This window comes from Pontibacter virosus (assembly GCF_003096355.1).
GTDB classification, from domain to species: domain Bacteria; phylum Bacteroidota; class Bacteroidia; order Cytophagales; family Hymenobacteraceae; genus Pontibacter; species Pontibacter virosus.
In genome coordinates this window covers 157599-182766 of the sequence record NZ_QEKI01000003.1, presented here as the reverse complement: position 1 = coordinate 182766, position 25168 = coordinate 157599, and the positions used below count along the sequence as shown (strand labels likewise).

The following is a 25168-nucleotide window of genomic DNA, read 5'->3' as shown; positions in this document are numbered from 1 at the left end:
AAAAGAAATGGCCTTTGAACTACACAATTACGCAAAAAAGCCTTTGTTTTGCAGCATCTAAAATCCAATAATTTTATCGATGAAAAAAATAGTTTGTATTCTGCTATTTATCCCCCTGTTTGTGACACAGGCCATGGCCTGGGGACAAAATGGACACCGTGCCGTCGGCCTGATAGCGGAGCAGCACCTGAAGAAGAAAGCGCAGAAGAAGATTAGCAAAATTCTGGCAGATAATTCCCTGGCAGAGGTGTCAGTTTGGATGGACGATATCAAGTCGGATTCGGTGTACGACCATACCCATGACTGGCACTGGGTAACTGTACCGGGTGGTATGAAGTACGAGCAGACCGCGAAAAACCCGAACGGCGACATCATCATGAAGATTGAAGAACTGGTAGCCGCCCTGAAAGCCGACGACCTGACAGAAAAGCAGGAAGAAGAGTACCTCAAATACTTGGTGCACCTGGTAGGCGATCTGCACCAGCCGTTGCACGTGGGTAAAGAAGGAGACTCGGGCGGAAATGCCGTGAAGCTGCAGTGGTTCGGACAGCCATCCAACCTGCACAGGGTATGGGACACCGACATGATCGAAGGCAAAAACCTGAGTTATTCTGAGTTGGCCCATTTCGTGGGAACACCTTCAAAACAGCAGGTAAAAACTTGGCAGTCTACAGGCGTGCGTGACTGGGCCTACGAGTCGGTTCAGCTGAGAGAGCAGGTATACAGCATACCGCAAGATGGCCGTCTGGGCTACCGCTACAGCTACGACAACTTCAGCACGGTAGAGCAGCGCATCCTGCAGGCAGGTGTTCGCCTGGCTGGTCTGCTTAACGAGATCTACGGCTAAACTGTACAACGTTTATACCTTAATGAAAACCGGCAGCAGCTCCCTGTTGCCGGTTTTTTTTATACCTCCCGTTCATTGGCTACGCCTATAGTGTAGGAATTTGAAAAAAATAATAGGCCCTGAGGACGCTGAAAGGCAATATTTTAAAGTTTTTAGCAAAAACTTGCAACATACTATGAACGTTTTACCGTTATGCAGTGTCTAACATGTATTAACAACAACATATCATGAGTAACGGAAAAGTAAAATTCTTTAATGAAACCAAAGGTTTCGGTTTTATCAAAGACAGTGAAACAAACGAAGAGTACTTCGTACACGTAACAGGTTTGATCGACGAGATCAGAGAAAACGACGAAGTAACATTCGAAGTAAAAGAAGGTAAAAAAGGACTAAACGCGGTAAATGTGAAACTGGCTTAGTCTGGTTATATATAAAGCGTAAAATCAAATAAAGGGCCCCGCTATCGCGGGGCCCTTTATCGTTTATAATAGCCGTCAGTTAGCGAAGCAATAGCCGTCAATTAGCGAAGCTGCAACTCTGCCCTACCCGACTGGCGGTATACCTTGGGGGAGCAACCGATCTGGTTTTTGAACACCCGGTTGAAGTGCGATAGATTGGAAAATCCTGCTCCGTACGCTACACTCGCAACCGTCGCATCTTCCTGCAGGAGCAGCTGACAGGCGTTGCCAATCCGTATCTCGTTCAGAAAAGCCGTGAACGTTTTGCGGGTCCTCTCCTTAAAAAAACGGCAGAATGCCTCCCGGCTCAGATTAGCCACGGCTGCCGCTTCCTCCAGTGGTATAGCCCGGTAGCTGTGCTCCATCAAAAAGTGCAGCACCTGGTCCATGCGCCTGCCCTCCCGCTCCGACAGGTCCTGTACCTGGTCATCGAGATTCAATCGTTCCAGCCTGGCCTCTTGCAGAAGCACATGCAGTAGTTGCAGCCCTGCCAGCATCTTGTTTAGCCCTGTTTTTCCTCTTAGCTGCTCTATCTGTCGAACAAAAACAGCCTGGTTAATTCCCTGCACCTGGTAGCATCCTTTCAGTTTGCCGAGAAAAGCTCGGGCCTCCTGCAGTTCGTCCGCTTCCCAGAAAGACTGTCCCAACGCTTCTATTTCGAAGAACACGGTCAGAGCATGGCACTCCAGCTGGGTATCGGCATCGTAGTATACCTTGTCGCTGCGGAAAACATGCGGCACGTCACGGCCCAGCAGGAAGATGTTACCCGGTTTGAAGCGCCCCAGGTAATCGCCCACAAGCAGTTTTCCCTCCCCTCTAAGAATACAGCTCAGTTGAATCTGCGGGTGCTGGTGCAATTTGTCATAGAAGTAGGGCAGCCGGTCTTCCTGAAAGCGCACGAACTCTTTGCTCGACTTGGGGATTTTGAACGGGATCACCTTTTTCATAATACCATATTAATCATTTTACCAGAAATCTGCCAGCTATTGGTCAATATACTATCAGTATTCATTAATCCAGTGGAAGACAAGGGGCATTGGGTAAGCTACATTTGATAAAAAAGACAAGCTTATGAACTGGAACGGCGTATACCCTGCCCTCACCACCAAGTTTTATACGGACGGAGCGATTGACTATGAAACATTTCTGCTCAACGTGGATGCGCAGTTGGAGGCAGGTGTCGATGGCATCATTCTGGGAGGCACCCTGGGCGAGGCAAGTGTGCTCACTACATCCGAAAAACAGGAGTTGACCGAGCGCACCATCGCGCATGTAGGTGGCAATGTACCCGTCATTCTCAACATTGCCGAAGGCGCAACACACGAAGCGGTAAACCGGGCCAGGGAGGCTGAGGCCATCGGAGCGAAAGGGTTGATGCTGCTTCCGCCCATGCGATACGTGGCCGACCACCGTGAGGTGGTGACCTATTTTAAGGCTGTGGCTGAGAGCACTTCCCTTCCCATCATGATTTACAACAACCCCACAGACTATAAGATACAGGTCACGCTGGAGATCTTTGACGAGCTAATTCAGCATGACAACATACAGGCGGTGAAGGAGTCGACCCGTGACATTTCCAATGTTACCCGCATGATCAACCGTTACGGCGACCGGATTAAGATACTTTGCGGGGTAGACACCCTGGCGATGGAGAGTCTGCTGATGGGGGCACACGGTTGGGTAGCTGGCCTTGTCTGCGCCTTCCCGAAAGAGACGGTGGCTATTTATAAACTGGTGCAGGCAGGCCGTATACAGGAAGCCCTTGCCATTTACCGCTGGTTCCTGCCCCTTCTGGAGCTCGACATCGTACCTAAGTTGGTACAGAACATCAAACTGGCCGAGCAGCAGGTAGGGCTGGGTACCGAGCATGTGCGTGCACCGCGTCTGCCGCTGATAGGCGAAGAGAGAGAACGCGTGCTGGCCATCATCGACGAAAGCATTCGCAATCGTCCGGCCATACCTAACTTAACGGAATCTGCCCATGCCTTACACTGAGATTTTCACGAAAGCCGACGTAGCCTTCGTCAGGTATAAGAAGCTGCCTGCTTCCTCCAAAGCAGAACTGCTGCGCACCATCGCCGAAGAAATTGAGCAACTGGGCGATGAACTGTTGGAAACCGCGCACCAGGAATCGAACCTGCCACTCGCCAGGCTAACCGGCGAGCGCGGCCGTACTGTAGGTCAGCTGCGACTGTTTGCTTCGCTGGTGGAGGAAGGCAGCTGGCTGGAGGCGACCATCGATACCGCTATACCTGACCGCACACCTATACCTCGTCCGGACCTGCGGCGCATGCTGATACCGCTGGGACCGGTGGTGGTATTTGGGGCAAGCAATTTTCCGCTAGCCTTCTCCACGGCTGGCGGCGATACAGCCTCTGCCCTGGCTGCCGGTTGTCCGGTCATTTACAAAGAGCATCCCGCCCATCCCAAAACATCGCTGCTGGTATATGGCGCCATCCAGAAAGCCCTGCAACGCTGCGAACTGCCCGAAGGCATCTTCCAGCATGTGAGCGGTGGCGCAGACGTCGGGCAGCAACTCGCGCAGCACCCGCAGGCAAAGGCGGTTGCGTTCACAGGCTCTTTTAAAGCCGGTAAAGCCATCTTCGACCTGGCCTGTCAACGCCCAGTGCCTATACCTGTGTTTGCTGAGATGGGTAGCGTGAATCCAATCTTCGTGCTTCCGGAAAAAGCTGCTGGTAATGGAGCGCTACTGGCCGGGCTGGCGGCACAATCGGTACTGCTCGGCGTGGGGCAGTTCTGTACCTGTCCCGGACTCGTCTTCTACCCTGCCTCAGAAGCGGACCATACCTTCTTGGAAACTTTTGCAGAAAAACTGCGGGACGCCCCGGCCGAAAAAATGCTTCACGAAACCATCTGCAGTAATTACTATCAAAATTTAAAAGGCCTGCGCACACACGAGGGCGTAGAAATGATCCTGGCGCCGGCTGAGGATCTACTGACAGGCGGCGCGGCGCTGGCCAAGACAACCGCCCAGCAATGGCTGCAGCATCCGACACTCCAGGAGGAGGTGTTCGGTCCTTATGCCATGGTCGTGACCTATGAAAACCAGGAAGAACTGGAGCAGGTGGCCCGCAAACTGCAAGGGCAGCTGACCTGCACCCTATGGGGGACGGACCAGGAGCTGCAGAAATCAGAAAAGCTGGTAGACCTGTTGCGCGAAAGATGTGGTCGACTGCTCTTCTCTGGGGTACCGACCGGAGTGGAAGTTTCCCATGCCATGACACACGGTGGTCCTTTCCCTGCCACTACTGACAGCCGCTCCACATCCGTTGGCACTTACGCTATCAAGCGCTTTGCCCGGCCTGTTACCTTTCAGTCGTCGCCTCAGGAACTGCTACCAGTAGAGTTGAAAGATGAGAACCCGCAGCAGATCTGGCGCACAGTAAACGGGCAGCTTACAAAGGACAGCATTTAAGCATGGCACGAAAAACCTTCTTTTGCATCGACGCCCATACCTGCGGCAACCCGGTTCGGCTGGTGGCAGGCGGTGGCCCTATACTTCAGGGCAGCAACATGAGCGAAAAGCGCCAGCATTTTCTGCGCGACTATGATTGGATCAGGCAGGGCCTGATGTTTGAACCCCGTGGCCACGACATGATGTCGGGCAGCATCCTATACCCACCGCACGACCCTGCAAACGACATTGGGGTGCTCTACATTGAGACCAGCGGTTGCCTGCCCATGTGCGGACACGGTACCATCGGCACCGTCACCATCGCGTTGGAGGAAGGCCTGATCACTCCCAAAACACCCGGACAGCTGCGGCTCGAAACTCCGGCCGGACTAGTGAAGGTGAGTTATACCCAGGAAGGCAAAAAAGTGAAAACAGTGAAGCTCACAAACGTGGCCTCATACCTGGAAACAGAGAACCTGACGGTAGAATGCACGGAGCTGGGCGAACTCACGTTGGACGTAGCCTATGGCGGTAACTTCTACGGTATCATCGATCCGCAGAAAAACTTCGCAGGTATACAGGACTTCACAGCCGACAAACTGATTGCCTGGAGCCGTGAGATACGCAAGCGCATGAACGAGCGCTATACTTTCGTGCACCCCGAAAACGACACCATCCGCGGTCTATCCCACATCCTCTGGGCAGGTGAACCCCTGGCTCCTACTTCAACGGCACGCAATGCGGTGTTTTACGGCGACAAGGCCATCGACCGTTCACCCTGTGGCACCGGCACCTCGGCCCGCATGGCGCAGTGGTACGCAAAGGGCTTGCTCAAGCCGGGGCAGGAGTTCATCCACGAAAGCTACATCGGCTCCATTTTCAGGGGTACGATAGAGGGTGAAACCACTGTGGCCGGGAAGCCGGCTATTCTGCCAGGTATAGAAGGCTGGGCGATGGTCACTGGCTTAAACACGATCTTCCTGGATGACGAGGATCCCTATGTACACGGTTTTCAGGTAATCTGATATGAGCAAAGTAGTCATCGTTGGGGGCGGCATTATCGGGATGTTTACCGCCTGGTACCTGACCGAAGAAGGTTTCAGTGTCACGATCATCGACAAAGGCGACCTGCGGGACAACTGCAGTATCGGCAATGCGGGTATGCTCGTGCCCAGCCACATCATTCCGCTAGCCTCACCGGGCATCATCAGCAAAGGACTCCGCTGGATGCTCTCGTCCACCAGTCCCTTCTACATCCATCCACGGCTGGACCGTAGGCTGCTGCAGTGGTGTATGCATTTCTACAGAGCTGCCACGCCGCAACATGTGGTCCAAAGCATCCCCTACCTCAAGAACCTGAGTCTGCTCAGCAAAAGTCTATACCTGGAGTTCGCCGCAGCGCATCCGGAAATAGACCTGAAACAGGACGGATTGCTGATGCTGTACAAAACACCGGAGGGTGCGCATGAAGAAAAGGAATTTGCCTTGCTGGCCCGGCAGCATGGACTGGAGGCAGAGATACTTTCTCCGCAGGAAGTACAGGGACTGGAGCCGAACCTGGAGCTCGATGTGCTGGGAGGTGTGCTCTTTCCAGGCGATGCGCACCTGAACCCGGCCGCGCTCTCAGCCTGTCTGCACCGCCTCCTGCTCGACAAAGGAGTATCTATGGTATCGCATCTGGAGGTGCTTGATTTTGCCACTGCCGGACGGCGCGTCACGGCCGTTGTAACAGACAAAGGCGACATCGCTGCAGACCACCTCATCGTTTGTGCCGGTTCGTGGTCAGGAGAGGTAGCCCGCAAACTGCAGCTCAACCTGCCGATGCTGGGTGGCAAAGGCTATAGTTTTGTAGTGGACAATACTCCCGCCATTCAGCGCCCGACCATCCTGACGGAAGAACGGGTGGCTGTGACACCGTACGGAGACAAAGTGCGTTTTGGCGGCACCATGGAAATTACGCCAGCCAACCGGCACATCAACATGAAGCGGGTACAGGGCATACACGCCTCCATCGGGCGCTACTATACTAATTTTGAATGCCCGCTGCCAAAGAAAGAGGCAGTCTGGAGCGGACTCCGCCCCTGCTCTCCAGATGGTTTGCCCTACATTGGCTATACCCAGCGCTGGAACAATGTGCTTTTCGGCACTGGCCATAGCATGATGGGTGTTAGTCTGGCACCGGCTACCGGCAAGCTGCTGGCAGAGCAGTTGCTACATAAAAAAGAGAGCGTGCTGAGCGATGCCTTTTCACCAGACAGGTATACTCGGGTCAGTTACCAGCTGATAAGATAGACGCTCGAATTACAAAAATTAGCTATCTTTAATGATCAGTTAAAACTAAAACCTATGAAAAATTTTGCCCTACCTCTGAAGTTCGCACTTCCGGCTGCGATGGCCTTGCTCACACTGGGCAATGCATCGGCTCAGACGCAGAACTTCACCCGGCAAGACACCCTGCGCGGCACCATTACGCCCGAACGTGCCTGGTGGGACCTGACCTACTACCACCTCGACATTAGTGTGAACCCTGCCGACAGCAGCATCCACGGCAAGAACACCATCCGCTACCAAGTGCTGGAGCCTTACCAGATCATGCAGATCGACCTGCAGCCACCGATGCGCATGGAGCGGGTGCTGCAAAACGGCAAGCAGCTGAATGTGCGACAGGAAGGCAATGCGTATTTTGTGCAACTGGTAGAGGCACAACAGAAAGGAGCTCAAAACGAGGTAGAGGTATTCTACGGCGGCAAGCCACAGGTAAGCAAAAACCCACCCTGGAGCGGCGGCATTACCTGGAAGCGTGACGAGCGCGGTAATCCCTTTGTGGCAAGCTCCAACCAGGGAGCCGGTGCGAGTCTGTGGTGGCCCTGCAAAGACCACATGTACGACGAACCCGACAGTATGCTGATGAGCGTAACAGTTCCGAAAAACCTGACGGACGTGTCGAACGGTCGATTGCGTGGTGTAGATGAAAACCCGGATGGCACCCGCACTTTTCATTGGGCCGTGACCAACCCGATCAACAACTATGGCGTGAACATTAACATTGGCGACTATGTGCATTTCGGGGAGAAGTACCAGGGCGAGAAAGGTGTATTGGACTGCGACTATTGGGTGCTGCGCGACAACCTGGAAAAGGCGAAGGTGCAGTTCAAGGACGTGCGACGGACGCTGGATGCCTTTGAGCACTGGTTTGGCCCCTACCCTTTTTACGAGGACAGCTACAAACTCGTAGAGGCGCCCTATCTGGGTATGGAGCACCAGAGCTCCGTGACCTATGGCAATGGCTATGCGAACGGTTACCGCGGTCGCGATTTGAGCGGCTCCGGTTGGGGTTTGAAGTTTGACTACATCATCATCCACGAAACAGGTCACGAATGGTTCGCCAACAACATCACTTACAAAGATGTGGCAGACATGTGGATTCACGAAAGCTTTACCACGTACTCAGAGCCTTTGTTTGTGGAGTACCATTACGGCAAGCAGGCGGGCAGCGAGTACATGATCGGTATTCGCCAGAACATTCGCAACGACCGCCCGATCATTGGCCACTACAACGTAAACAAAAGCGGCTCAGGCGATATGTACCCGAAAGGTGCCAACATGCTGCATACTCTGCGCCAGGTGGTAAACGACGACGAAAAATGGCGCGGCATCCTGCGCGGACTCAACCGCGATTTCTATCACCAGACCGTGACAACCGAGCAGATCGAAAACTACATGTCTAAACATGCCGGACGTGACCTGAGCCGCTTCTTCGACCAGTACCTGCGCGACACCCGCATACCTGCACTGGAGTACCGCCTGGAAAAGAAAAAATTAAGCTACCGCTGGACGAACGCCGTGGGGGGGTTTGATATGCCGGTGAAGGTATACCTGAACGGCGTAGAGCAGTGGCTCGAGCCAACGACTGACTGGAAAGAGATCAAAAAAGTGAAAGCCGGCACCAAACTCACCATCGACCCCAACTTCTATGTGCAGGACGGGAAGGAAGTTTAGGAGTTTGAGGGTTTAGGAGTCAAGGAGCTGGAGAGTCAACAATTCAAAAGTTTCTAAGCATGTAAAACAGAAGGCCTGGCAGTATTATCTGCCAGGCCTTCTGTTTATATAACGGTAGCTCTCCAACTTAGCGTCAACAGCCACTTACTTTGAACTAACCCAAGCAGGGAGCAAACATCAAGGAAAATGAAATGCAAAATGTCGTAGCGTTGCAAACTCCTAAACCCTCAAACTCCTAAACTCACTTCACTCCCATTACTTTTAGCTCTTTGTCAAGCCGTTGGTTCCAGCTATCCTGTGCGGCTTTGTCGAGGCCGTGCCGTGTTTCGGAATCGTACTGTTCCTGCAACTGGTTCATTTCGCGGAACGACTCGATGAAGAGATACTGGATGTTGCTGTTGTAATCTGCCAGCGACAGGTCTTCCGGCTTTATTTTTTGTTTGAAGCGCTCCGACACTAATTTCACAATGTCAAAGTGCCGTTGCTCGTGGTTGAGACCGTAAGGGTCCTTGGCATTTTCCTTTACCCAGGAGGAACTCTTGAGCACGTATACCATCATGTTCAGATTCAGGTGAATGATGCCGTCGCGCACTTCCGTCTGACCTTCGTAAGCAAAACTTGGAAACACGGTGGCGGAAAAGCGGCTCGTCTTGTTGATATCCGCTCTAAAATCATTCCAGCTAAGCGGCCTGTTCGGGTCGTAGAAAACAGTGTCCTGGTCAGCGGGGGCAGTATAATCAGTAAAGCTCACTTTTATACCTTTGGCCAGCCTGGGGTTGGTATTTGCCTCACGGTCCATCCAGGTGTTGAGGTAACGCAGGGCCTCTACAATCGACTGGCGCATAGCGGGCTCTGTTACTTCGTTTCTAGACGCTGACCTTTCGTAGCGTCCGCCACCCTTGTACTGCAACAGCGGCACCATCTCCCCTTCCCGCTCCATTTCAAAGGACATGATCACCGATATATTTCCCGCTACACGACCCGCCGCGGTAGGTGTTTCCTTTACCTGCAACTCTTTCAGCCGGATAATGACTGGCCGCAAAGTTTTATTTGCGGGCAGGCTTTTTTGGATGAAAGTGCGCAACGCCGTAGGGGCACCGCCCTGCAGATCGACGGCTTGTGCCTTACCAGCACCGCCAACCGGCAGCAGGTATGCAACAGCTTTGCGGTCGCTGCGATCGTCGATTATATCAGCCACGTAAAACTCTTTCGGAGTAAAGGGCAGCTTCTCGGCACGCAGTACAAGCGGCTCTACGTTATTGGCTATACCTGCAGCCTTTGCGTAAAAGAATGCCAGCAACAAAAGCAACCCAACTGAGGTGGTATAAAGTTTTTTTGAAATGAAATGCATGATCTGAAACAGGGCTTTTTTGACCGAAGCTATACCTGTAACAGCGGCCCGGGCTGCTTTCGTTCAGTCAAAACCTAAAGGGCCTTGTGTCATAAACTCGACGGCTGTATTAAACTATTTTTTTGCAAACCAGTCTATACTTTTAACTATCTTAGCTTAATCAAACTGGTATTTCTATTATCCCTTTATGAAAACTTCCGTTTATATTCGTCCTATACTATCGTTCCTGCTGCTGCTGGCACCTTTGCTAACAATGGCTCAGAACGGCAACAAGAGTAACCGACCGAGTCCACCGGCCACTGTCTCCGGCAAGATTGGAGATGCCCTTGTAACCATTGAATACAGCAGTCCGGCAGTTAAGAACCGTAAGATCTGGGGCGAGCTGGTACCATACGGCAAGGTCTGGCGTGCAGGAGCCAACGAGGCCACGACGATCGAGTTCAGCCAGGATGTACAGATCGAAGGCCGCCACCTGGCCAAAGGCAAGTACAGCATCTATACCATACCGAACGAGACTAACTGGACCGTGATCTTCAACAAAGCCACCGGCCAGTGGGGTACTGAGTATGACGAGCGGCAGGATGCGCTTCGTGTAAGTGTAAAGCCGCGCAACACCAGCAAAATGTGTGAGCGACTCAGCTACCATGTGGCCCGCAACGGCATCCTGATGCGCTGGGAAAACCTGGAGCTGCCCATTAAGATAAAGTAACCTTATTCCGAAAGCCGCCTATACCTGGTATAGCGCGGCTTTTTTATGTCAAACCTATAACATGATGCATCCATGATAAAACTACTGAAAAACACTGCTGTCGCCTGTTTTGGGCTTCTGTTCCTGATGGGCTGCGCAGGCGCAAACACCTCTTCTCAGCCTGACCAAACAGCTACCTCCAGCACCGGTGCTACTACTAGTGCACAGGCTTCAACTAACAATACCAGGCAGCACGCCGCTGAACTGGAAGGCGCCTGGCGAACAACAGACGGACAGGGAAACGAAGTGGTGATGATTGTACAGGATGGCTTCTTTACGATTGCCCGGTTCAACCAGCAAAACAAGCAGTTTCTGGGCACGACTGGTGGCACGTATACCGCCTCTAACGGAAAGTTTCAGATCAGATACGAGTTCAACACCCTGGACTCCACCCAGGTAGGCACAACGAGTACGACAGATTACAAACTGGAAGGCAACCAGTGGACGATGAGCAGAGATGGCGTGACTGATACCTGGAGCCGCATCAACGAAAGCGACAGTACTTCCCCATTGGCAGGAACCTGGCGCATCACGGGTCGCGAGCGCGACGGCCAGATGAACACCATGCGCCCCGGTCCGCGCAAGACGCTGAAAGTGCTCTCCGCCACCCGCTTCCAGTGGATTGCCTTCAATTCCGAGACAGGTCAGTTTTCCGGTACAGGCGGGGGCACTTACACTGCCGAAAATGGCCAGTATACCGAAAACATCGAATTCTTTTCACGCGACAGCAGCCGTGTGGGGATGTCGCTCTCCTTTAACTTTGAGGTGAAAGACGGCAACTGGCACCACACCGGTCAAAGCAGCACGGGCGCAACCGTAAACGAGATCTGGTCCCGCATCTCAAAAGATTAAGTTCAGCAGGGTATGGTAGGTATAAATTAAAAGTCTGCCATACCTTCCTGAAAATGATTCCCTAAACCATCACCCAACATGAAGGACACACTGGACCACCTGGTCGTCACAAAAGCCTCCGGCGAGAAGGTACTTTTCTCAGTGGGCAAACTCAGGCTCTCCCTCCTCAAATCCGGAGCAGACGAACAACAGGCCAACGAGGTCATCCGCCAACTGGAACCCGAACTCACCCCCGGCATATCCACTAAAAAAATCTACCGCAAGGCCTTTGCCATCCTCAAACGAATCTCCAGCACAGCTGCGGCCCGCTACAGCTTAAAGCAGGGCATCATGCAACTGGGTCCGTCAGGCTTTCCTTTTGAGAAGTTTGTGGCCGAGATTCTGCGGGCGCAGGGTTATACGACAGAAATCGGGGTTTTCATAGACGGCCACTGCGTGCGCCACGAGATTGACGTGATCGCCTTGAAGGATGGCAAGCGGGTGATGATCGAGTGCAAGTACCACAACCTGCATCGTAACAAGTCTGATGTAAAAATACCGATGTACATACGCTCCCGTTTCAAAGACGTGGAGAAGGTATGGCCATCTGAGCATGAGTTTGAAATACGGTTTCACGAAGTATGGGTGATGACGAACACCCGTTTCACCGACGATGCCATGCGGTTTGCCTCCTGCATGCAAATGAAGCTGATTGGTTGGGATTACCCGCAAAAAGGCGGCATCAAAGACATGGTGGACTCTTTCCACTTATACCCGCTCACCTGCCTCACGACCCTTTCCAATTCGGAAAAGCAGCGCTTGCTGGACCTGAAAGTTGTGCTATGCAGCGAATTGCTGCACCACGAAGAGCTTTTGCACCAGGTCGGCCTGCGCGATGACCGGGCCAAACGTGTCATGAAAGAGGTGGAGGAACTTTGCAACGGTTCGTTTAGCAGAACATAATGGCGCTTTAACCTGAAAGCCTGGTAGCTTGACTTTACTAGAATCGCAGAATGGAAGCGTGGTTACTTCTTCTGTTTTTCAGCATCCAGCATATTCTCCAGCCCTCTGAAAAAAGCATCCGGGTTAAAGGAAATGCTGTCGATGCCGTGCTCTACCAGAAAAGAAGCATAGGCAGGGTAGTCACTTGGTGCCTGACCGCAAAGGCCCACTTTGGTGCTCGTCTTCTTGGCCTTCTGCAAAGTCATTACAATCAGCTGCTGCACGGCCTGGTCGAAGGGCGAAAAGATATCGCTGAGTAAACCCGAGTCGCGGTCGGCCCCCAGGGTGAGCTGTGTCAGGTCGTTGGAGCCGATGGAAAAGCCGTCGAAATGCGCTGCAAACTCCTCGGCCAGTAGGGCGTTGCTCGGAATCTCTACCATCACGTATACCTCCAGGCCGTTCTCGCCGCGTTTTAACCCATAATCTGCCATCAGACAGATCACTTTCTCCCCTTCCTCAACGGTGCGGCAAAAAGGGATCATCAGTTTCACATTATCCAGGCCCATTTCCTCCCTCACTTTTTTCATGGCCCGGCATTCCAGCTCAAAGCCTTCCTGGTACAGCTTGTGGTAGTACCGGGATGCCCCGCGCAGTCCGATCATCGGATTGGCCTCCTCGGGCTCAAACTGAAGACCGCCTATCAGGTTAGCGTACTCGTTCGACTTGAAATCGCTCATCCGCACGATCACATCCTTGGGGTAGAACGCCGCAGCAATAACGGCTGTCGCCTCGGCCAGTTTGTCTACAAAATAGTCTGCTTTGTTGGGGTAGTGGTGTGTGAGTTGCTCGATCTTCTCGCGTACCTCCTTGTCCTCTACTTTGTCAAAATGCTTAAGCGCCATGGGGTGGATTTGGATAGAGTTGTTAATGATGAACTCCATCCGCATCAGCCCTACCCCATCGTTCGGCAGAAAAGAATATTTGAAAGCCTGTTCCGGGTCACCTAGTATCAGCATGGCCTTGGTTCTAGGCTTGCCAAGTTTGCTCATGTCAGTTTTCTTCTCGCCCCACGCCAGTTTGCCTTCATACACATAGCCTGTCTCCCCTCCGGCCGTTGACACCGTCACTTCCTGGCCATCCTGTATGGTTTTGGTGGCGTCGTTGGTTCCCAGCACAGCCACAGCCCCCACTTCCCGCGCCACAATGGCGGCATGGCTCGTACGGCCACCCTGTTCCGTAATGATGGCGATGGCCTTTTTGAGAATCGGGTCCCAGTCCGGGTCGGTTTTGCGGGTAACGAGCACTTCCCCTTCCTGCAGCTTGTCTATCTCGGCGGGTGAGTGCAGAATACGGGCTATACCTGACACGATGCGGTTACTCAGACCTATACCTGAACAGAGCACTTTGCCCTGCTCTTTCAAGGTATACTCTGTGAAAAAAGCCTCGTTCTTGTGCTGACTCTGCACCGTTTCGGGGCGGGCTTGCACAATGTACAGCTCATTGTTGGGACCATCTTTGGCCCACTCAATATCCATCGGCTGCCCGTAATGGGCTTCAATCCGTTTCCCCCATTTCGCCAGTTGTACCACCTCATCATCCTGCAGTACAAACTGCTCCTGCCGCTCTACTGGTGTGTCCAGGTTAACGATGGCGTCCGTCGGGCTCAGCAATTCATTTTCAGACTTCTCGGCGTATACCATGGTTTTGGCCTTGCTGCCCAGCTTGCGTGAAATGATTGGCTGCTTTGCTTTGTCGAGCATCGGTTTAAACACAACGAACTCGTCGGTGTTCACAGCCCCCTGCACCACATTCTCGCCCAGTCCCCAGGAACCGGAGATGACGATGGCATTCTCAAAGCCAGTGTCCGGATCGAGCGTGAACATCACGCCGGAACTTGCCTTGTCGGACCGCACCATGGTCTGTATACCTACCGACAGTGCCACCTGCATGTGCTCAAATTCATTATCTACCCGATACTTGATGGCCCGATCCGTGAATAAAGAAGCATAACTGTGGTGGCAGGCCTTATAAAGGTTGTCAAGGCCGCTCACATTCAGGTAGGTTTCCAACTGGCCGGCAAAGCTGGCAGTGGGCAGGTCCTCGGCGGTAGCGCTGCTGCGAACGGCCAGGGATACCTCGTCTCCGTATGCTGACTTCAGATAGGTATAACCTTCCTTGATCGCATCGCGGATGTCCGCTGGAAAGCTGGCACTCAATATAAGATCCCTCGCCTGCTTCCCGACTATCGAGAGATTATGAAAATCATTTGTGTCCAGTTCCGCTAAAATCTCAGTCAGTCGTTGCTTCAGCTTATTGTGCTCCAGAAAATGCCAGTATGCCGCTGAGGTAGTGGCATAGCCATCAGGTACATGTATACCTCCGGGATTGAGTTCATTATACATTTCTCCAAGCGAAGCATTCTTTCCGCCCACCTTGCCTAAGTCTTTGTAGCTAATGTCTCTGAAGTACTTGATGAACGGTTCCATAGCGGGCTGATTAGGAAAAAAGGTATGACAAAATAATGGTGGATTCACAAAATCACTCACTATTCCATAACGGAAGCATATGTACTTGGTTTTTATTATATGCAAACAAATCTTATATAAATACCAGTTGATAAGCAGCAAAATTTTACCTCATTCTTAGTTATAACATCAGCTCAAGGAGGATGCTATTATCATAAAATGTTAAGCTTTATAATATTTTTAAGTAATATTTAAATAATTCTTTGTCCTGTTTTGATTTACACTCGTATAACACCCTAACATTCAAGTATATATTACAAGCATACAGGAGGTTTTATGGGAACAGTCAGGCATATTCTCCAGAAAAAAGGCAACAAAGTAATTTCAGTTGCCCCTACCAGCACCGTTTACAGTGCCCTTGAAACCATGGTAGAGCAGAACGTGGGCGCACTTATTGTGATGGACCATGGCAAGTTTGCCGGCATGTTCACAGAGCGCGACTATGCCCGTAAAGTTATTCTGAAAGGCAAAGCTTCCCGTGACACTTTGGTGCAGGAAATCATGAGCGAGCATCCAGTCACCGTCACTCCTGACACAACCCTGGAAAAATGCATGGTGCTGATGACAGAAAAATACATCCGTCACCTGCCAGTTTTCGAGAATCAGGAGTTGATCGGACTAGTATCCATCGGGGACATTGTGAAGTGTATGATGGACGAACAAAAGTGTATTATCGAGGATCTCGAACACTATATAACCGGGCACCACGAATAGGTAGCCCGGATATCATTTATTAGGAGAAGCCATGCGGGAAACATCCGAAACAACCACATTGCTGTGGCCACTGGTAGTCTATGGTGCCATTGTGCTCAGTCTGGTAATGCTGATACTGGGCCTGTCGTATGTACTCGGCCAGCGCGGAAATGCACGCGCCACAGGTGAACCTTATGAAGGCGGTATTGTGAGTGCAGGTGGTGCCCGTATCCGTTTCTCCTCCCAGTTCTACATGGTGGCCATGATGTTCGTGATTTTCGACGTCGAGACCATCTTTATTTTCGCTTGGGCCATTGCTTTCCCTGAACTGGGCTGGTACGGCTATTTTGGTGTACTCATATTTATAGTGATGTTGGTGGTGGTGCTGGTATACGAGTGGCGTAACGGCGCTTTGGACTTTGGTCCGGATGGCAAGAAAATACTGGCCGCCTATAAACGCATGCTAAATACGCCAAGTCTCAATTGAGTTTCGATAGAAAACTGATTGACAAAAGACCGCCAGAAAAGGCCTGAGCTGAACAATGTAACGAAACACCCTATGCTATGAAATGGTGGCTAAGCAAACCTGATGAGCCAGTGAGCGCCCTGACAGGTACCAGTTCTTATGAAGAGACCGTGCAGCAGAGCATCATGCTCACGACGTTGCAGGACCTGATCGGCTGGGGCCGCAAGAACTCGATGTGGCCTTTTCACTTCGGCCTGAGCTGCTGCTTCGTAGAAATGGCCACCAGCATGACCCCTAAGTATGACGTGGCCCGCTTCGGTGCCGAGGTAATCCGGGGTACTCCCAGGGAGGCCGACGTGATGATCATCGCCGGCACTGTTTTCATTAAAATGGCCCCCATCATCAAGCGTTTGCACGAGCAAATGATGGAACCGAAATGGGTAATCTCGATGGGTTCCTGCGCCAACTCCGGCGGCATGTACGACATCTACAGTGTAGTGCAAGGCGTCGATAAATTCCTGCCGGTGGATGTTTACGTTCCCGGTTGTCCGCCACGGCCCGACGCCTTTATGGAGGGCCTGATGCTATTGGCTGACCGGGTTGGAAAAGAGCGTCGGCCATTGAGTTGGACGATTGGCGATCAAGGGGTTATTAGACCAGAGAAAATAGAAGTGAAAGCGGGCAAGAAAGAACGCTGGAGCCAGATGAATGAGTTTCGGTCGCCGGATGAGCTCTAATAAGTTAGAAAGGTAAAAAGTTAGGAAGTTAAAAAGTGGAGGTGTTTTGTAGGGACAGGTCGCGACCTGTCCAATCGTACACAGCTATAATCTGTCTGAATCAGGATTTGCAGGATTCAAGGATTGACAGGATTCTCACAGATGATTGACACACCCCTGTCCGCCTCAAAGGGGAACTTTCGGCCGCTTCTAATTGAAAGGTATTGCTTCTAAGCTTTTGTTAAGAACCACTGTCACGCATTGAAAGACATACTTGCACGCTGGCTATGAAACAGATTACCTGAGCCAAGTGCACTTTACGGCGCTCCACTGTTTGAGCGTTCAGCGAGTTTGGAGCGTCTTGATTTTTTTGCCTACTTTTTTTATCAAGAAAAAAAGTAGGGCCCGCCCGACCAGGGCAAAAGCCAGCTATGAAAAAGCACGGGTTGCCAAACCTGCAACTACAGTCGCTACGCTAGCAAGAAACAGACATAAGTATAAGTTAAAACTTAGCATAAAAAGAAAGAGAGTACATGAGTTAAGCATACATCAAATTTTAACGGCCTCCTCCCATGAATAACAACAGCGGCATACTGGAGCAACTCCGGTCGCGGTACGGCGAAGATACGTTCAAGACCCAGACCAACAAGGATGACATCCTCACCCTCTGGCTACCTGTGGACCATGTGCCGGAAGTGCTGAAATTCCTCAAGCACGACCTACCGCAGCCCTTCCTCCTCCTCTTCGACCTGACGGCCATTGACGAACGCACCCGCAAACCCGAGAACGGCCATATACCTTACTCCTTCACACTCATTTACCACCTCTTCTCTTTTGAGCGCAACACTTTCATCAGACTAAAAGCCGGCCTCCGCGAAGATTTTCCGAAAGCCCCGAGCATCAGCGGACTTTGGCAAAACGCCAACTGGTACGAGCGTGAGGTGTACGACATGTTCGGCATCCGCTTCGAAGGCCATCCGCACCTCTCCCGCATCCTGATGCCGCGCACCTGGGTAGGCCATCCGCTCCGCAAAGAGCACCCGGCCCGCGCTACTGAGATGGGTCCTTTCCAGTTGTATGACGATAAAATAGACCTCGAGCAATCGGCCCTCCAGTTCAAGCCAGAAGAATGGGGACTGGCAAAGCAGAGCGATGATACGGACTTCATGTTCCTCAACATCGGTCCGCAACACCCCGGTACGCACGGCGTGCTGCGTATCATACTGCAACTCGACGGCGAAGACATCGTGGACGCTATACCTGACATCGGCTTCCACCACCGCGGAGCCGAGAAAATGGGTGAGCGGCAGTCGTGGCATACCTACATCCCCTACACCGACCGCGTGGATTATCTAGGCGGTGTGATGAATAACCTCGCCTACCTGCAGGCCGTGGAGAAACTGGCAGGCATCGAAGTGCCGGAGCGGGTGAAATACATCCGGGTGATGTTGTGCGAACTCTTCCGCATTGCCAGTCATCTCGTGTGGTACGGTACTTTTGCGCAGGACGTGGGGCAGCTCTCACCGGTGTTCTACATGTTCACCGACCGCGAAAAGATATTCGACATTATCGAAGGCATTTGCGGCGGTCGCATGCACCCGAACTGGTTCCGCATAGGCGGCGTGGCGCAGGACCTGCCCAAAGGCTGGGAACAGCTGGTGCAGCGCTTCATCGACTACTTCCCGAAACGACTGAAAGAGTACGACGCGATGGTGATGAAGAACAGCATCTTCAAAGCCCGCACCGTCGGTATCGGCATCTTCACGAAAGAAGAAGCCATTGAATGGGGCGTAACAGGACCAAACCTGCGTGCCTGCGGCTTCGAATGGGATTTCCGTAAAATGCGCCCTTACTCCGGCTACGAAATGTTCGACTTCGAAGTACCTACCGCCAGCAATGGCGACTGTTACGACCGGGCCGTGGTACGAGTAGCCGAAATGCGCCAGAGTCTGCGCATCATCGAACAGTGTGTGAAGAACATGCCGGCCGGACCTTACAAGTCCGACCATCCCATCACCACGCCGCCCGTCAAGCAAAACACCATGCACGATATTGAGACCCTGATTACGCACTTTCTAGGCGTGACCTGGGGACCGGTTATACCGCCGGGCGAAGCCATGAGTTGCATCGAAGCGACCAAAGGAGCCAACGGCTACTATTTGACCAGTGACGGGAATACTTCCCCTTACCGGGTACGCATCCGCACTCCCTCGTTCACGCACATGCAAATGCTCCCCTACATCACCCGCGGCTATACTGTAGCGGATTTGCTCTCCATACTTGGGGCGATGGATTATGTATTGGCAGATATTGATCGCTGAGTTTTGAATGAGTGATTGAGTGAATGAGTGATTCAAAATAAAAAGTTATACCTGTAGGGACAGGTCGCGACCTGTCCGAATTGTGCACAATTTATTTATCAGAATCAGGATTTACAGGATTAAAGGATTCACAGGATTATCAAAATCGATTATCGACAAAATGAATCCTGAAAATTATAAAATCCTGTAAATCCTGATTCAGACAATAATCAACCATTAACCATGTAGCAATTAAACCATTCAACCAACATGTTGACCACCGAAGAAAAACACAAAATCGACCACGAAATCAGCTTGGTGCCTTCGCCCAAAAACGCCTGCATCGAAGCGCTGAAAATCGTGCAGAACAGTCATGGTTGGGTGTCGGACGAGAGTCTGAAGGATGTGGCCGACTACGTGGGGATGTCGCCGGCGGAGCTGGACAGTGTGGCGACGTTCTACAACCTGATTTTCCGCAGACCGGTGGGGCGGCACGTGGTTCTGGTGTGCGACAGTATCAGTTGCTGGGTGATGGGCTACGAAGGTATACGCGACCGCCTCTACGAAAAACTCAACATCAAATACGGCCAGACTACCGAAGACGGCCGCTTTACCTTGCTACCCAATTGCTGCCTCGGTACCTGCGACCGAGCCCCTGCCCTTATGATTGACAACGACTTGTACCGTGATTTGACGGTGGAACAACTGGACGAGATTCTGGAAAAGTATACCTAAAACCCAAGCGGGCATACCCATGGAGAAGCCCCTGACCCAACACATTGTCCCCGGACGCGCACCGCTCTCCCTCAAAGAATACGAGCAAGTGGGCGGCTACCAGTCGGTGCGCAAAATCCTGAAAGAGATGGCCCCTGCCGACGTGCAGAATCTAGTCAAAGCATCCGACCTGCGCGGACGTGGCGGCGCGGGCTTCAACACCGGCCTGAAATGGAGTTTTGTGCCGATGGGACCCGAAGCGGCCAAGCCAAAATACCTGGTAGCCAACGCCGACGAGATGGAGCCTGGCACTTTCAAGGACCGTGTGTTACTGGAAGGCAATCCGCACCAGCTTATAGAGGGGATGATTATCGCAGCATACGCCATCGACGCCAGTATTTCCTACATTTTCATGCGCTGGGCCTATAAGGTAGCAGCTCGGGAAATTATTAAGGCCCTCGAAGAAGCCTACGAAGCAGGTTATCTGGGGGAAAATATCTTGGGTTCAGGCTTCAGTCTTGACATGCACCTGCACACCGGCGTGGGCAGGTATATGTGCGGTGAAGAAACGGCCTTGCTCAACGCCCTCGAAGGCAAACGTGCAAACCCGCGGGCAAAACCACCATTTCCGCAGGTGAGCGGTCTGTTTGGCAAACCTACTATCGTGAACAACGTGGAGACGCTTTGCTGTCTGCCGCACATCATCAACAACGGAGCGGAGTGGTTTAAAGGCTTGAGCAAAACCGGAGATGCCGGCACCAAACTCTACGGCATCAGTGGTCGCGTGAAAACGCCCGGTTGTTGGGAACTCCCTATGGGCACCACCATCCGCGAACTGATTGAAGAACACGGCGGCGGCATGCAGGACGGCTACCTCTTCAAAGGACTTTTGCCGGGCGGCGCTTCCACAGATTTTCTGGTGGAAGAGCACCTGGATTTGCCGATGGATTATACCGCCATTCAGGCAGCTGGCAGTCGCATGGGTACGGGCACCATGATTATCCTCGATGACCATACCTGCCCGGTGGGTTTCGTGCACAACCTGCAGCATTTCTTTGCCCAGGAATCCTGTGGCTTTTGCACGCCTTGCCGCGAAGGACTGCCTTGGGTAGAGAAAATACTCCTGGCTATCGACCGCGGCGAAGGCAAACCCGAGCACCTCCTCACACTCGACTTTCATACCAAATACCTTGGTCCCGGCAACACGTTTTGTGCCCTTGCCCCCGGCGCTATGGAACCCCTGCAGAGCGCTCTGAAATACTTCAGAGAAGATTTTGAACGACACATTCACGAACACCACTGTCCCTGGAGCAAAGCGAAAGTATGGCAACCATCTATATAGACGACAAACCCTACGAAGTACCCACTGGCAAGAACCTGTTGGAAGCCTGCCTCACCCTCGGAAAGGACCTCCCCTACTTTTGCTGGCACCCGGCCATGGGCTCCATCGGTGCTTGTCGGCAGTGCGCCGTGAAGGTATACAAGGACGAAAACGATACGAAGGGCAAGCTCTTTATGTCGTGTATGGAACAGGTACGTGACGGCATGCGCATCTCCATTGCCGACATGGAAGCCAAGGAGTTCCGGGCGCACATTATTGGCTGGCTCATGACCAACCACCCACACGACTGCGCCGTGTGCGATGAGGGCGGCTCCTGTCACCTGCAGGACATGACCGTAATGACAGGCCACAACTACCGCGCTTTCCGCTTCGACAAGCGCACCTACATCAACCAGTACCTTGGCCCCTTCATCAACCACGAAATGAACCGCTGCATACAGTGCTACCGCTGTGTGCGCTACTATAAAGACTATGCCGGCGGCAAGGACCTCGACGTGTTCGCCGCCCACAACCACCTCTACTTTGGTCGCCACGAAGATGGTGTGCTGGAGAGTGAGTTCAGCGGCAATCTGGTGGAAGTCTGTCCTACTGGCGTGTTCACCGACAAGACGCTCAAGCAACACTATACCCGCAAATGGGACCTCACCATGGCGCCGTCAGTTTGCCACCATTGCAGTCTCGGTTGCAACATCACGGCAGGCGAACGCTACGGCAGCTTGCGCAACATCACAAACAGGTATAACGGCGAAGTGAACGGCTACTTCCTCTGCGACCGCGGACGCTTTGGCTACGAGCACGTGAACCATGTGGGCCGCATCCGAAAGCCGCTGGTACGGGCACAATTGCCTGAAGCCACTGACAAGTATACCGCCCTGCAGGCAGCCGCAGCGGCTTTCCGAACCGGCAGTGTAGTTGGAATTGGTTCTCCACGGGCTTCGCTGGAGTCGAACTTTATGCTGAAAACTTTGGTAGGCGATGATAACTTCCATGACGGCGTCTCTGATAACGACCATGATTTGGTTTGTCTAGCGCTTAAGATTCTGAAAGAAGGCGCTGCCCGTACCCCATCGCTGCGGGAAGTGGAGCAAGCCGATGCCGTGTTTATTCTAGGTGAAGACCTACTCAACACAGCTCCTATGCTGGCGCTGGCCGTGCGGCAATCGGTGCGCAAGCAACCGTCCCTCGAGCACATCTCCAAAGCCAACATACCGGTATGGCAGGATGCGGCCGTTCGGGAACTGATGCAGGACGAAATGGGACCGCTCTTCATCGCTACCATCCATGACACTAAACTAGACGAAATCGCCACCCATACCTACCGCGACTCACCAGAAACCATTGCGCGGCTGGGCTTTGCCGTGGCCAGCTTTATTCATACTGATTTACCGGAAGTGACTGGGCTGAACGAAGACGAATTACAGCTGGCAAGGCAAATAGCCGATACGCTGATGGCAGCGAAAAAACCACTCGTGATATCCGGCACGCACTGTGGCAGCGAACGGGTTTTGATGGCCACCGCCAACATTACCAATGCGCTGGCGGCGAAAGAAAAGGAAGCGGGCATTGTGCTCACCCTGCCCGAATGCAACAGCATGGGTTTGGCCATGTTAGGCGGCCACAAACTGGAATCGGCCCTCGAAGCGGTGCTCAATGGTTATGCCGATACGGTTATCATTTTGGAAAATGACCTCTACCGACGTGCCAACGCCGGTGTGGTGACCAATTTCCTGAAGACCGCCAAAAACGTGATTGTGCTGGACCACCTACACAATGCGACTACCGAAGAAGCCGACATCTTGCTCGCAGCCGGCACTTTCGCCGAAGCCGATGGCACGCTGATTAACAATGAAGGTAGGGCGCAGCGCTTCTTTCAGGTATACCCGACTGGGGAAGACCTGCAAGAAAGCTGGCGTTGGCTCGGTGAACTGGGCACTTTGCTGGCCCACGACCGCATCAGTCACTGGCACGGGTTCGATGACGTGCTGCAGGCCATGGTGAAAGAACACAAACAGTTCAAAGGTATAGACGCCGTGGCGCCGGGCACTGACTTCCGTATTGCCGGTCAGAAAATACCGCGGGCGCCGCACCGTTTCAGCGGCCGCACTGCCATGCTGGCCAACATCAACGTGAACGAACCCAAACCACCAGTGGACCCAGACGCGCCACTTTCCTACACCATGGAAGGCTACCGCGGACAGCCACCGTCCTCCATCATTCCGTTTTTCTGGGCACCGGGCTGGAACTCGTCGCAGGCAACCAACAAGTACCAGCAGGAAGTGGGCGGACACCTCAAAGGCGGCGACCCGGGCTTGCGACTCATCAAACCAGATACAACCAAGTCGGCACCATTTACCCAAACGGTACCGCAGAAATTCCAGCCACTGGAAGGCCACCTGTACATGCTGCCGCTCCACCACATTTTTGGTTCGGAAGAGCTCAGCATGCACTCCCCGCCGATTGTGGAGCGGGCGCCAGAGCCTTATGTGTTGCTGAATGAAGAAGACGCCATGCAAATGAAACTGCAGGAAGGCCAGAGCCTGAGCTTCACCATCGAAGGGCAGGTATACCAACTGCCCGTGAAAATAAGTCCGATTATCCGTAGCGGCACCGCAGGTATGCCCGCCGGATTGCCGGGTATACCATATGGCGAACTGCCTGCGTGGGCCATACTTAACCGAGAACTCAAATGGAAACAGCAACCCCAAACTACTTACTGATTATAGGCGGCGTGCTTTTTGTCATGCTCAACGTGGCGGCATTGCTTATCTGGGTAGAGCGACGCGGTCTGGCTCTGTTCCAGGACAGGTATGGACCCAACCGCGCAGGTCCCTTCGGCTTGCTGATTGTGGCGGCTGACTCCATTAAGCTATTCTTCAAACAGGACTGGATTCCGCCGTTCGCCGATAAACCGGTTTTCATTCTGGCTCCGGCCATTGTGGTAGTCACTGTGCTGATGTCGTTCGTGGTCATTCCCTTCGCTCCGGGCATCGTGGTAGCTGACCTCAACATCGGTTTGCTATTCTTTCTGGCGATGTCGTCGATGGGCGCTTATAGTATTATTCTGGGTGGCTGGGCCTCTAATAACAAGTATAGTTTGCTCGGCGCCATGCGCGGCGCGGCGCAGATGATTTCCTATGAAGTGTTCATGGGTTTGTCGCTGATGGGTGTAGTGCTGATGGCGGGTTCGTTCAACCTCAGTACCATTGTGGAAGCGCAGCGGGGCTTGTGGTTTGTGGTGCCGCAAATCATCGGCTTCGTCATCTTCTTCATAGCAGGTATAGCCGAAACGCACCGCCTTCCTTTCGACGTGCCGGAAGCGGAAAGTGAACTGGTAGCTGGTTTTCACTCGGAGTACTCCGGTATGAAATTCGGCATGTTCTTCATCGGAGAGTACATGGGCATTACGGTTATCTCGTGCATGATGGTGGTCCTGTTTTTCGGCGGCTGGCTCGGCCCTGATTTCCTGCCGCACATCGTCTGGTTTATTCTGAAGACAGCTTTCTTCTTGGGTGTATTTATTCTGTTACGCGCCTCTATGCCAAGACCACGCTACGACCAATTGATGGAGTACGGATGGAAGTATTTGCTGCCACTGACCTTGCTGAATCTGGTGGTGACGGCGGGGGTGTTGTTGTGGTTGAATGATGGGTTTAGGTGAGTTTAGGGGTTTGGGAGTTTGAGAGTTGAGGAATGATCAACACGAGACTGTCCCCTTGAGGGGACCATAGGGGTATAAAGCTAGTTGGTAAGTACACTGCTAAATGCCTACTCCGTCCTCGCTCGCCTCTGGCGAGTGTGAGCTATCCAGTGGCGTCCCGCCA

21 protein-coding genes are annotated in these 25168 nt (G+C 52.7%); 18 read left to right on the top strand and 3 right to left on the bottom strand.

All coding sequences use genetic code 11. From position 1 onward, the window contains the following. Positions 1 to 79: 79 nt before the first annotated feature. Positions 80 to 847: a S1/P1 nuclease gene (locus tag C8E01_RS06050; RefSeq protein WP_116542463.1), complete on the top strand. Its 768-nt coding sequence runs from the start codon at positions 80 to 82 to the stop codon at positions 845 to 847. Between the two features lie 227 nt (positions 848 to 1074). Further along, positions 1075 to 1266 carry a cold-shock protein gene (locus C8E01_RS06045; RefSeq protein WP_007659836.1) on the top strand — a complete coding sequence of 64 codons (192 nt, stop codon included), beginning with the start codon at positions 1075 to 1077 and terminating at the stop codon, positions 1264 to 1266. Positions 1267 to 1367: 101 nt separating this feature from the next. On the opposite strand, the gene C8E01_RS06040 is transcribed toward C8E01_RS06045, so the two are convergent. After that, on the bottom strand, positions 1368 to 2252 hold the full coding sequence (locus C8E01_RS06040) for an AraC family transcriptional regulator (protein WP_116542462.1): 885 nt from the start codon (positions 2250 to 2252) through the stop codon (positions 1368 to 1370). 124 nt (positions 2253 to 2376) lie between these two features. Between C8E01_RS06040 and C8E01_RS06035 the strand changes: the two genes are divergently transcribed. The 5 genes from C8E01_RS06035 to C8E01_RS06015 are packed head-to-tail and all read left to right on the top strand — an operon-like array spanning position 2377 to position 8719. Continuing rightward, on the top strand, positions 2377 to 3300 hold the full coding sequence (locus C8E01_RS06035) for a dihydrodipicolinate synthase family protein (RefSeq protein WP_116542461.1): 924 nt from the start codon (positions 2377 to 2379) through the stop codon (positions 3298 to 3300). Then, positions 3287 to 4741 (top strand): aldehyde dehydrogenase (NADP(+)), encoded by a 1455-nt coding sequence (locus tag C8E01_RS06030; RefSeq protein WP_116542460.1) that lies wholly within the window; start codon positions 3287 to 3289, stop codon positions 4739 to 4741. Before C8E01_RS06035 ends, C8E01_RS06030 begins: the two co-directional genes overlap by 14 nt. Before the next feature lie 2 nt (positions 4742 to 4743). Continuing rightward, positions 4744 to 5745 carry a 4-hydroxyproline epimerase gene (locus C8E01_RS06025; RefSeq protein WP_116542459.1) on the top strand — a complete coding sequence of 334 codons (1002 nt, stop codon included), beginning with the start codon at positions 4744 to 4746 and terminating at the stop codon, positions 5743 to 5745. A gap of 1 nt (position 5746) precedes the next feature. Continuing rightward, positions 5747 to 7012 carry an NAD(P)/FAD-dependent oxidoreductase gene (locus C8E01_RS06020; protein WP_116542458.1) on the top strand — a complete coding sequence of 422 codons (1266 nt, stop codon included), beginning with the start codon at positions 5747 to 5749 and terminating at the stop codon, positions 7010 to 7012. Between the two features lie 54 nt (positions 7013 to 7066). After that, positions 7067 to 8719, top strand: a complete 1653-nt coding sequence (locus tag C8E01_RS06015; RefSeq protein WP_116542457.1) for a M1 family metallopeptidase — start codon at positions 7067 to 7069, stop codon at positions 8717 to 8719. A 241-nt stretch (positions 8720 to 8960) separates the two neighbouring features. Here C8E01_RS06015 and C8E01_RS06010 read toward each other — a convergent pair whose 3' ends face one another. After that, positions 8961 to 10070 (bottom strand): hypothetical protein, encoded by a 1110-nt coding sequence (locus tag C8E01_RS06010; protein ID WP_243409448.1) that lies wholly within the window; start codon positions 10068 to 10070, stop codon positions 8961 to 8963. A gap of 187 nt (positions 10071 to 10257) precedes the next feature. On the opposite strand from C8E01_RS06010, the gene C8E01_RS06005 reads away from it, so the two are divergent. The 3 genes from C8E01_RS06005 (at position 10258) to C8E01_RS05995 (ending at position 12612) form a co-directional block, all read left to right on the top strand. Then, positions 10258 to 10779 carry a DUF2911 domain-containing protein gene (locus C8E01_RS06005; RefSeq protein WP_165820573.1) on the top strand — a complete coding sequence of 174 codons (522 nt, stop codon included), beginning with the start codon at positions 10258 to 10260 and terminating at the stop codon, positions 10777 to 10779. 72 nt (positions 10780 to 10851) lie between these two features. Beyond that, positions 10852 to 11670 (top strand): membrane or secreted protein, encoded by an 819-nt coding sequence (locus tag C8E01_RS06000; RefSeq protein ID WP_116542456.1) that lies wholly within the window; start codon positions 10852 to 10854, stop codon positions 11668 to 11670. A gap of 78 nt (positions 11671 to 11748) precedes the next feature. Further along, positions 11749 to 12612 (top strand): restriction endonuclease, encoded by an 864-nt coding sequence (locus C8E01_RS05995; RefSeq protein ID WP_116542455.1) that lies wholly within the window; start codon positions 11749 to 11751, stop codon positions 12610 to 12612. A 62-nt stretch (positions 12613 to 12674) separates the two neighbouring features. On the opposite strand, the gene ppsA is transcribed toward C8E01_RS05995, so the two are convergent. Then, positions 12675 to 15077, bottom strand: a complete 2403-nt coding sequence (gene ppsA / locus C8E01_RS05990) for a phosphoenolpyruvate synthase (protein ID WP_116542454.1) — start codon at positions 15075 to 15077, stop codon at positions 12675 to 12677. A 315-nt stretch (positions 15078 to 15392) separates the two neighbouring features. Between ppsA and C8E01_RS05985 the strand changes: the two genes are divergently transcribed. The 8 genes from C8E01_RS05985 (at position 15393) to nuoH (ending at position 25005) form a co-directional block, all read left to right on the top strand. Then, complete coding sequence (locus C8E01_RS05985) at positions 15393 to 15830, top strand: CBS domain-containing protein (RefSeq protein WP_116542453.1); 438 nt, start codon at positions 15393 to 15395, stop codon at positions 15828 to 15830. Between the two features lie 31 nt (positions 15831 to 15861). Next, on the top strand, positions 15862 to 16296 hold the full coding sequence (locus tag C8E01_RS05980; RefSeq protein ID WP_116542452.1) for an NADH-quinone oxidoreductase subunit A: 435 nt from the start codon (positions 15862 to 15864) through the stop codon (positions 16294 to 16296). A 77-nt stretch (positions 16297 to 16373) separates the two neighbouring features. Further along, entirely contained in the window at positions 16374 to 17012 is a 639-nt protein-coding gene (locus tag C8E01_RS05975) for an NADH-quinone oxidoreductase subunit B (RefSeq protein WP_116542451.1), read from the top strand. 551 nt (positions 17013 to 17563) lie between these two features. Further along, entirely contained in the window at positions 17564 to 19312 is a 1749-nt protein-coding gene (nuoC, locus tag C8E01_RS05970; RefSeq protein WP_116542450.1) for an NADH-quinone oxidoreductase subunit C/D, read from the top strand. 249 nt (positions 19313 to 19561) lie between these two features. Further along, positions 19562 to 20026, top strand: coding sequence for an NADH-quinone oxidoreductase subunit NuoE (nuoE, locus tag C8E01_RS05965; RefSeq protein WP_116542449.1), 465 nt, complete (start codon positions 19562 to 19564; stop codon positions 20024 to 20026). A gap of 19 nt (positions 20027 to 20045) precedes the next feature. Further along, positions 20046 to 21347 carry an NADH-quinone oxidoreductase subunit NuoF gene (gene nuoF / locus C8E01_RS05960; protein WP_116542448.1) on the top strand — a complete coding sequence of 434 codons (1302 nt, stop codon included), beginning with the start codon at positions 20046 to 20048 and terminating at the stop codon, positions 21345 to 21347. Next, positions 21329 to 24064, top strand: a complete 2736-nt coding sequence (gene nuoG / locus C8E01_RS05955) for an NADH-quinone oxidoreductase subunit NuoG (RefSeq protein WP_116542447.1) — start codon at positions 21329 to 21331, stop codon at positions 24062 to 24064. The genes nuoF and nuoG overlap by 19 nt, the downstream gene beginning before the upstream one ends. Further along, the gene (gene nuoH / locus C8E01_RS05950) at positions 24034 to 25005 is read left to right on the top strand and encodes an NADH-quinone oxidoreductase subunit NuoH (RefSeq protein ID WP_116542446.1); all 972 of its coding nucleotides are present in this window, start codon (positions 24034 to 24036) and stop codon (positions 25003 to 25005) included. The genes nuoG and nuoH overlap by 31 nt, the downstream gene beginning before the upstream one ends. Positions 25006 to 25168: the final 163 nt, after the last annotated feature.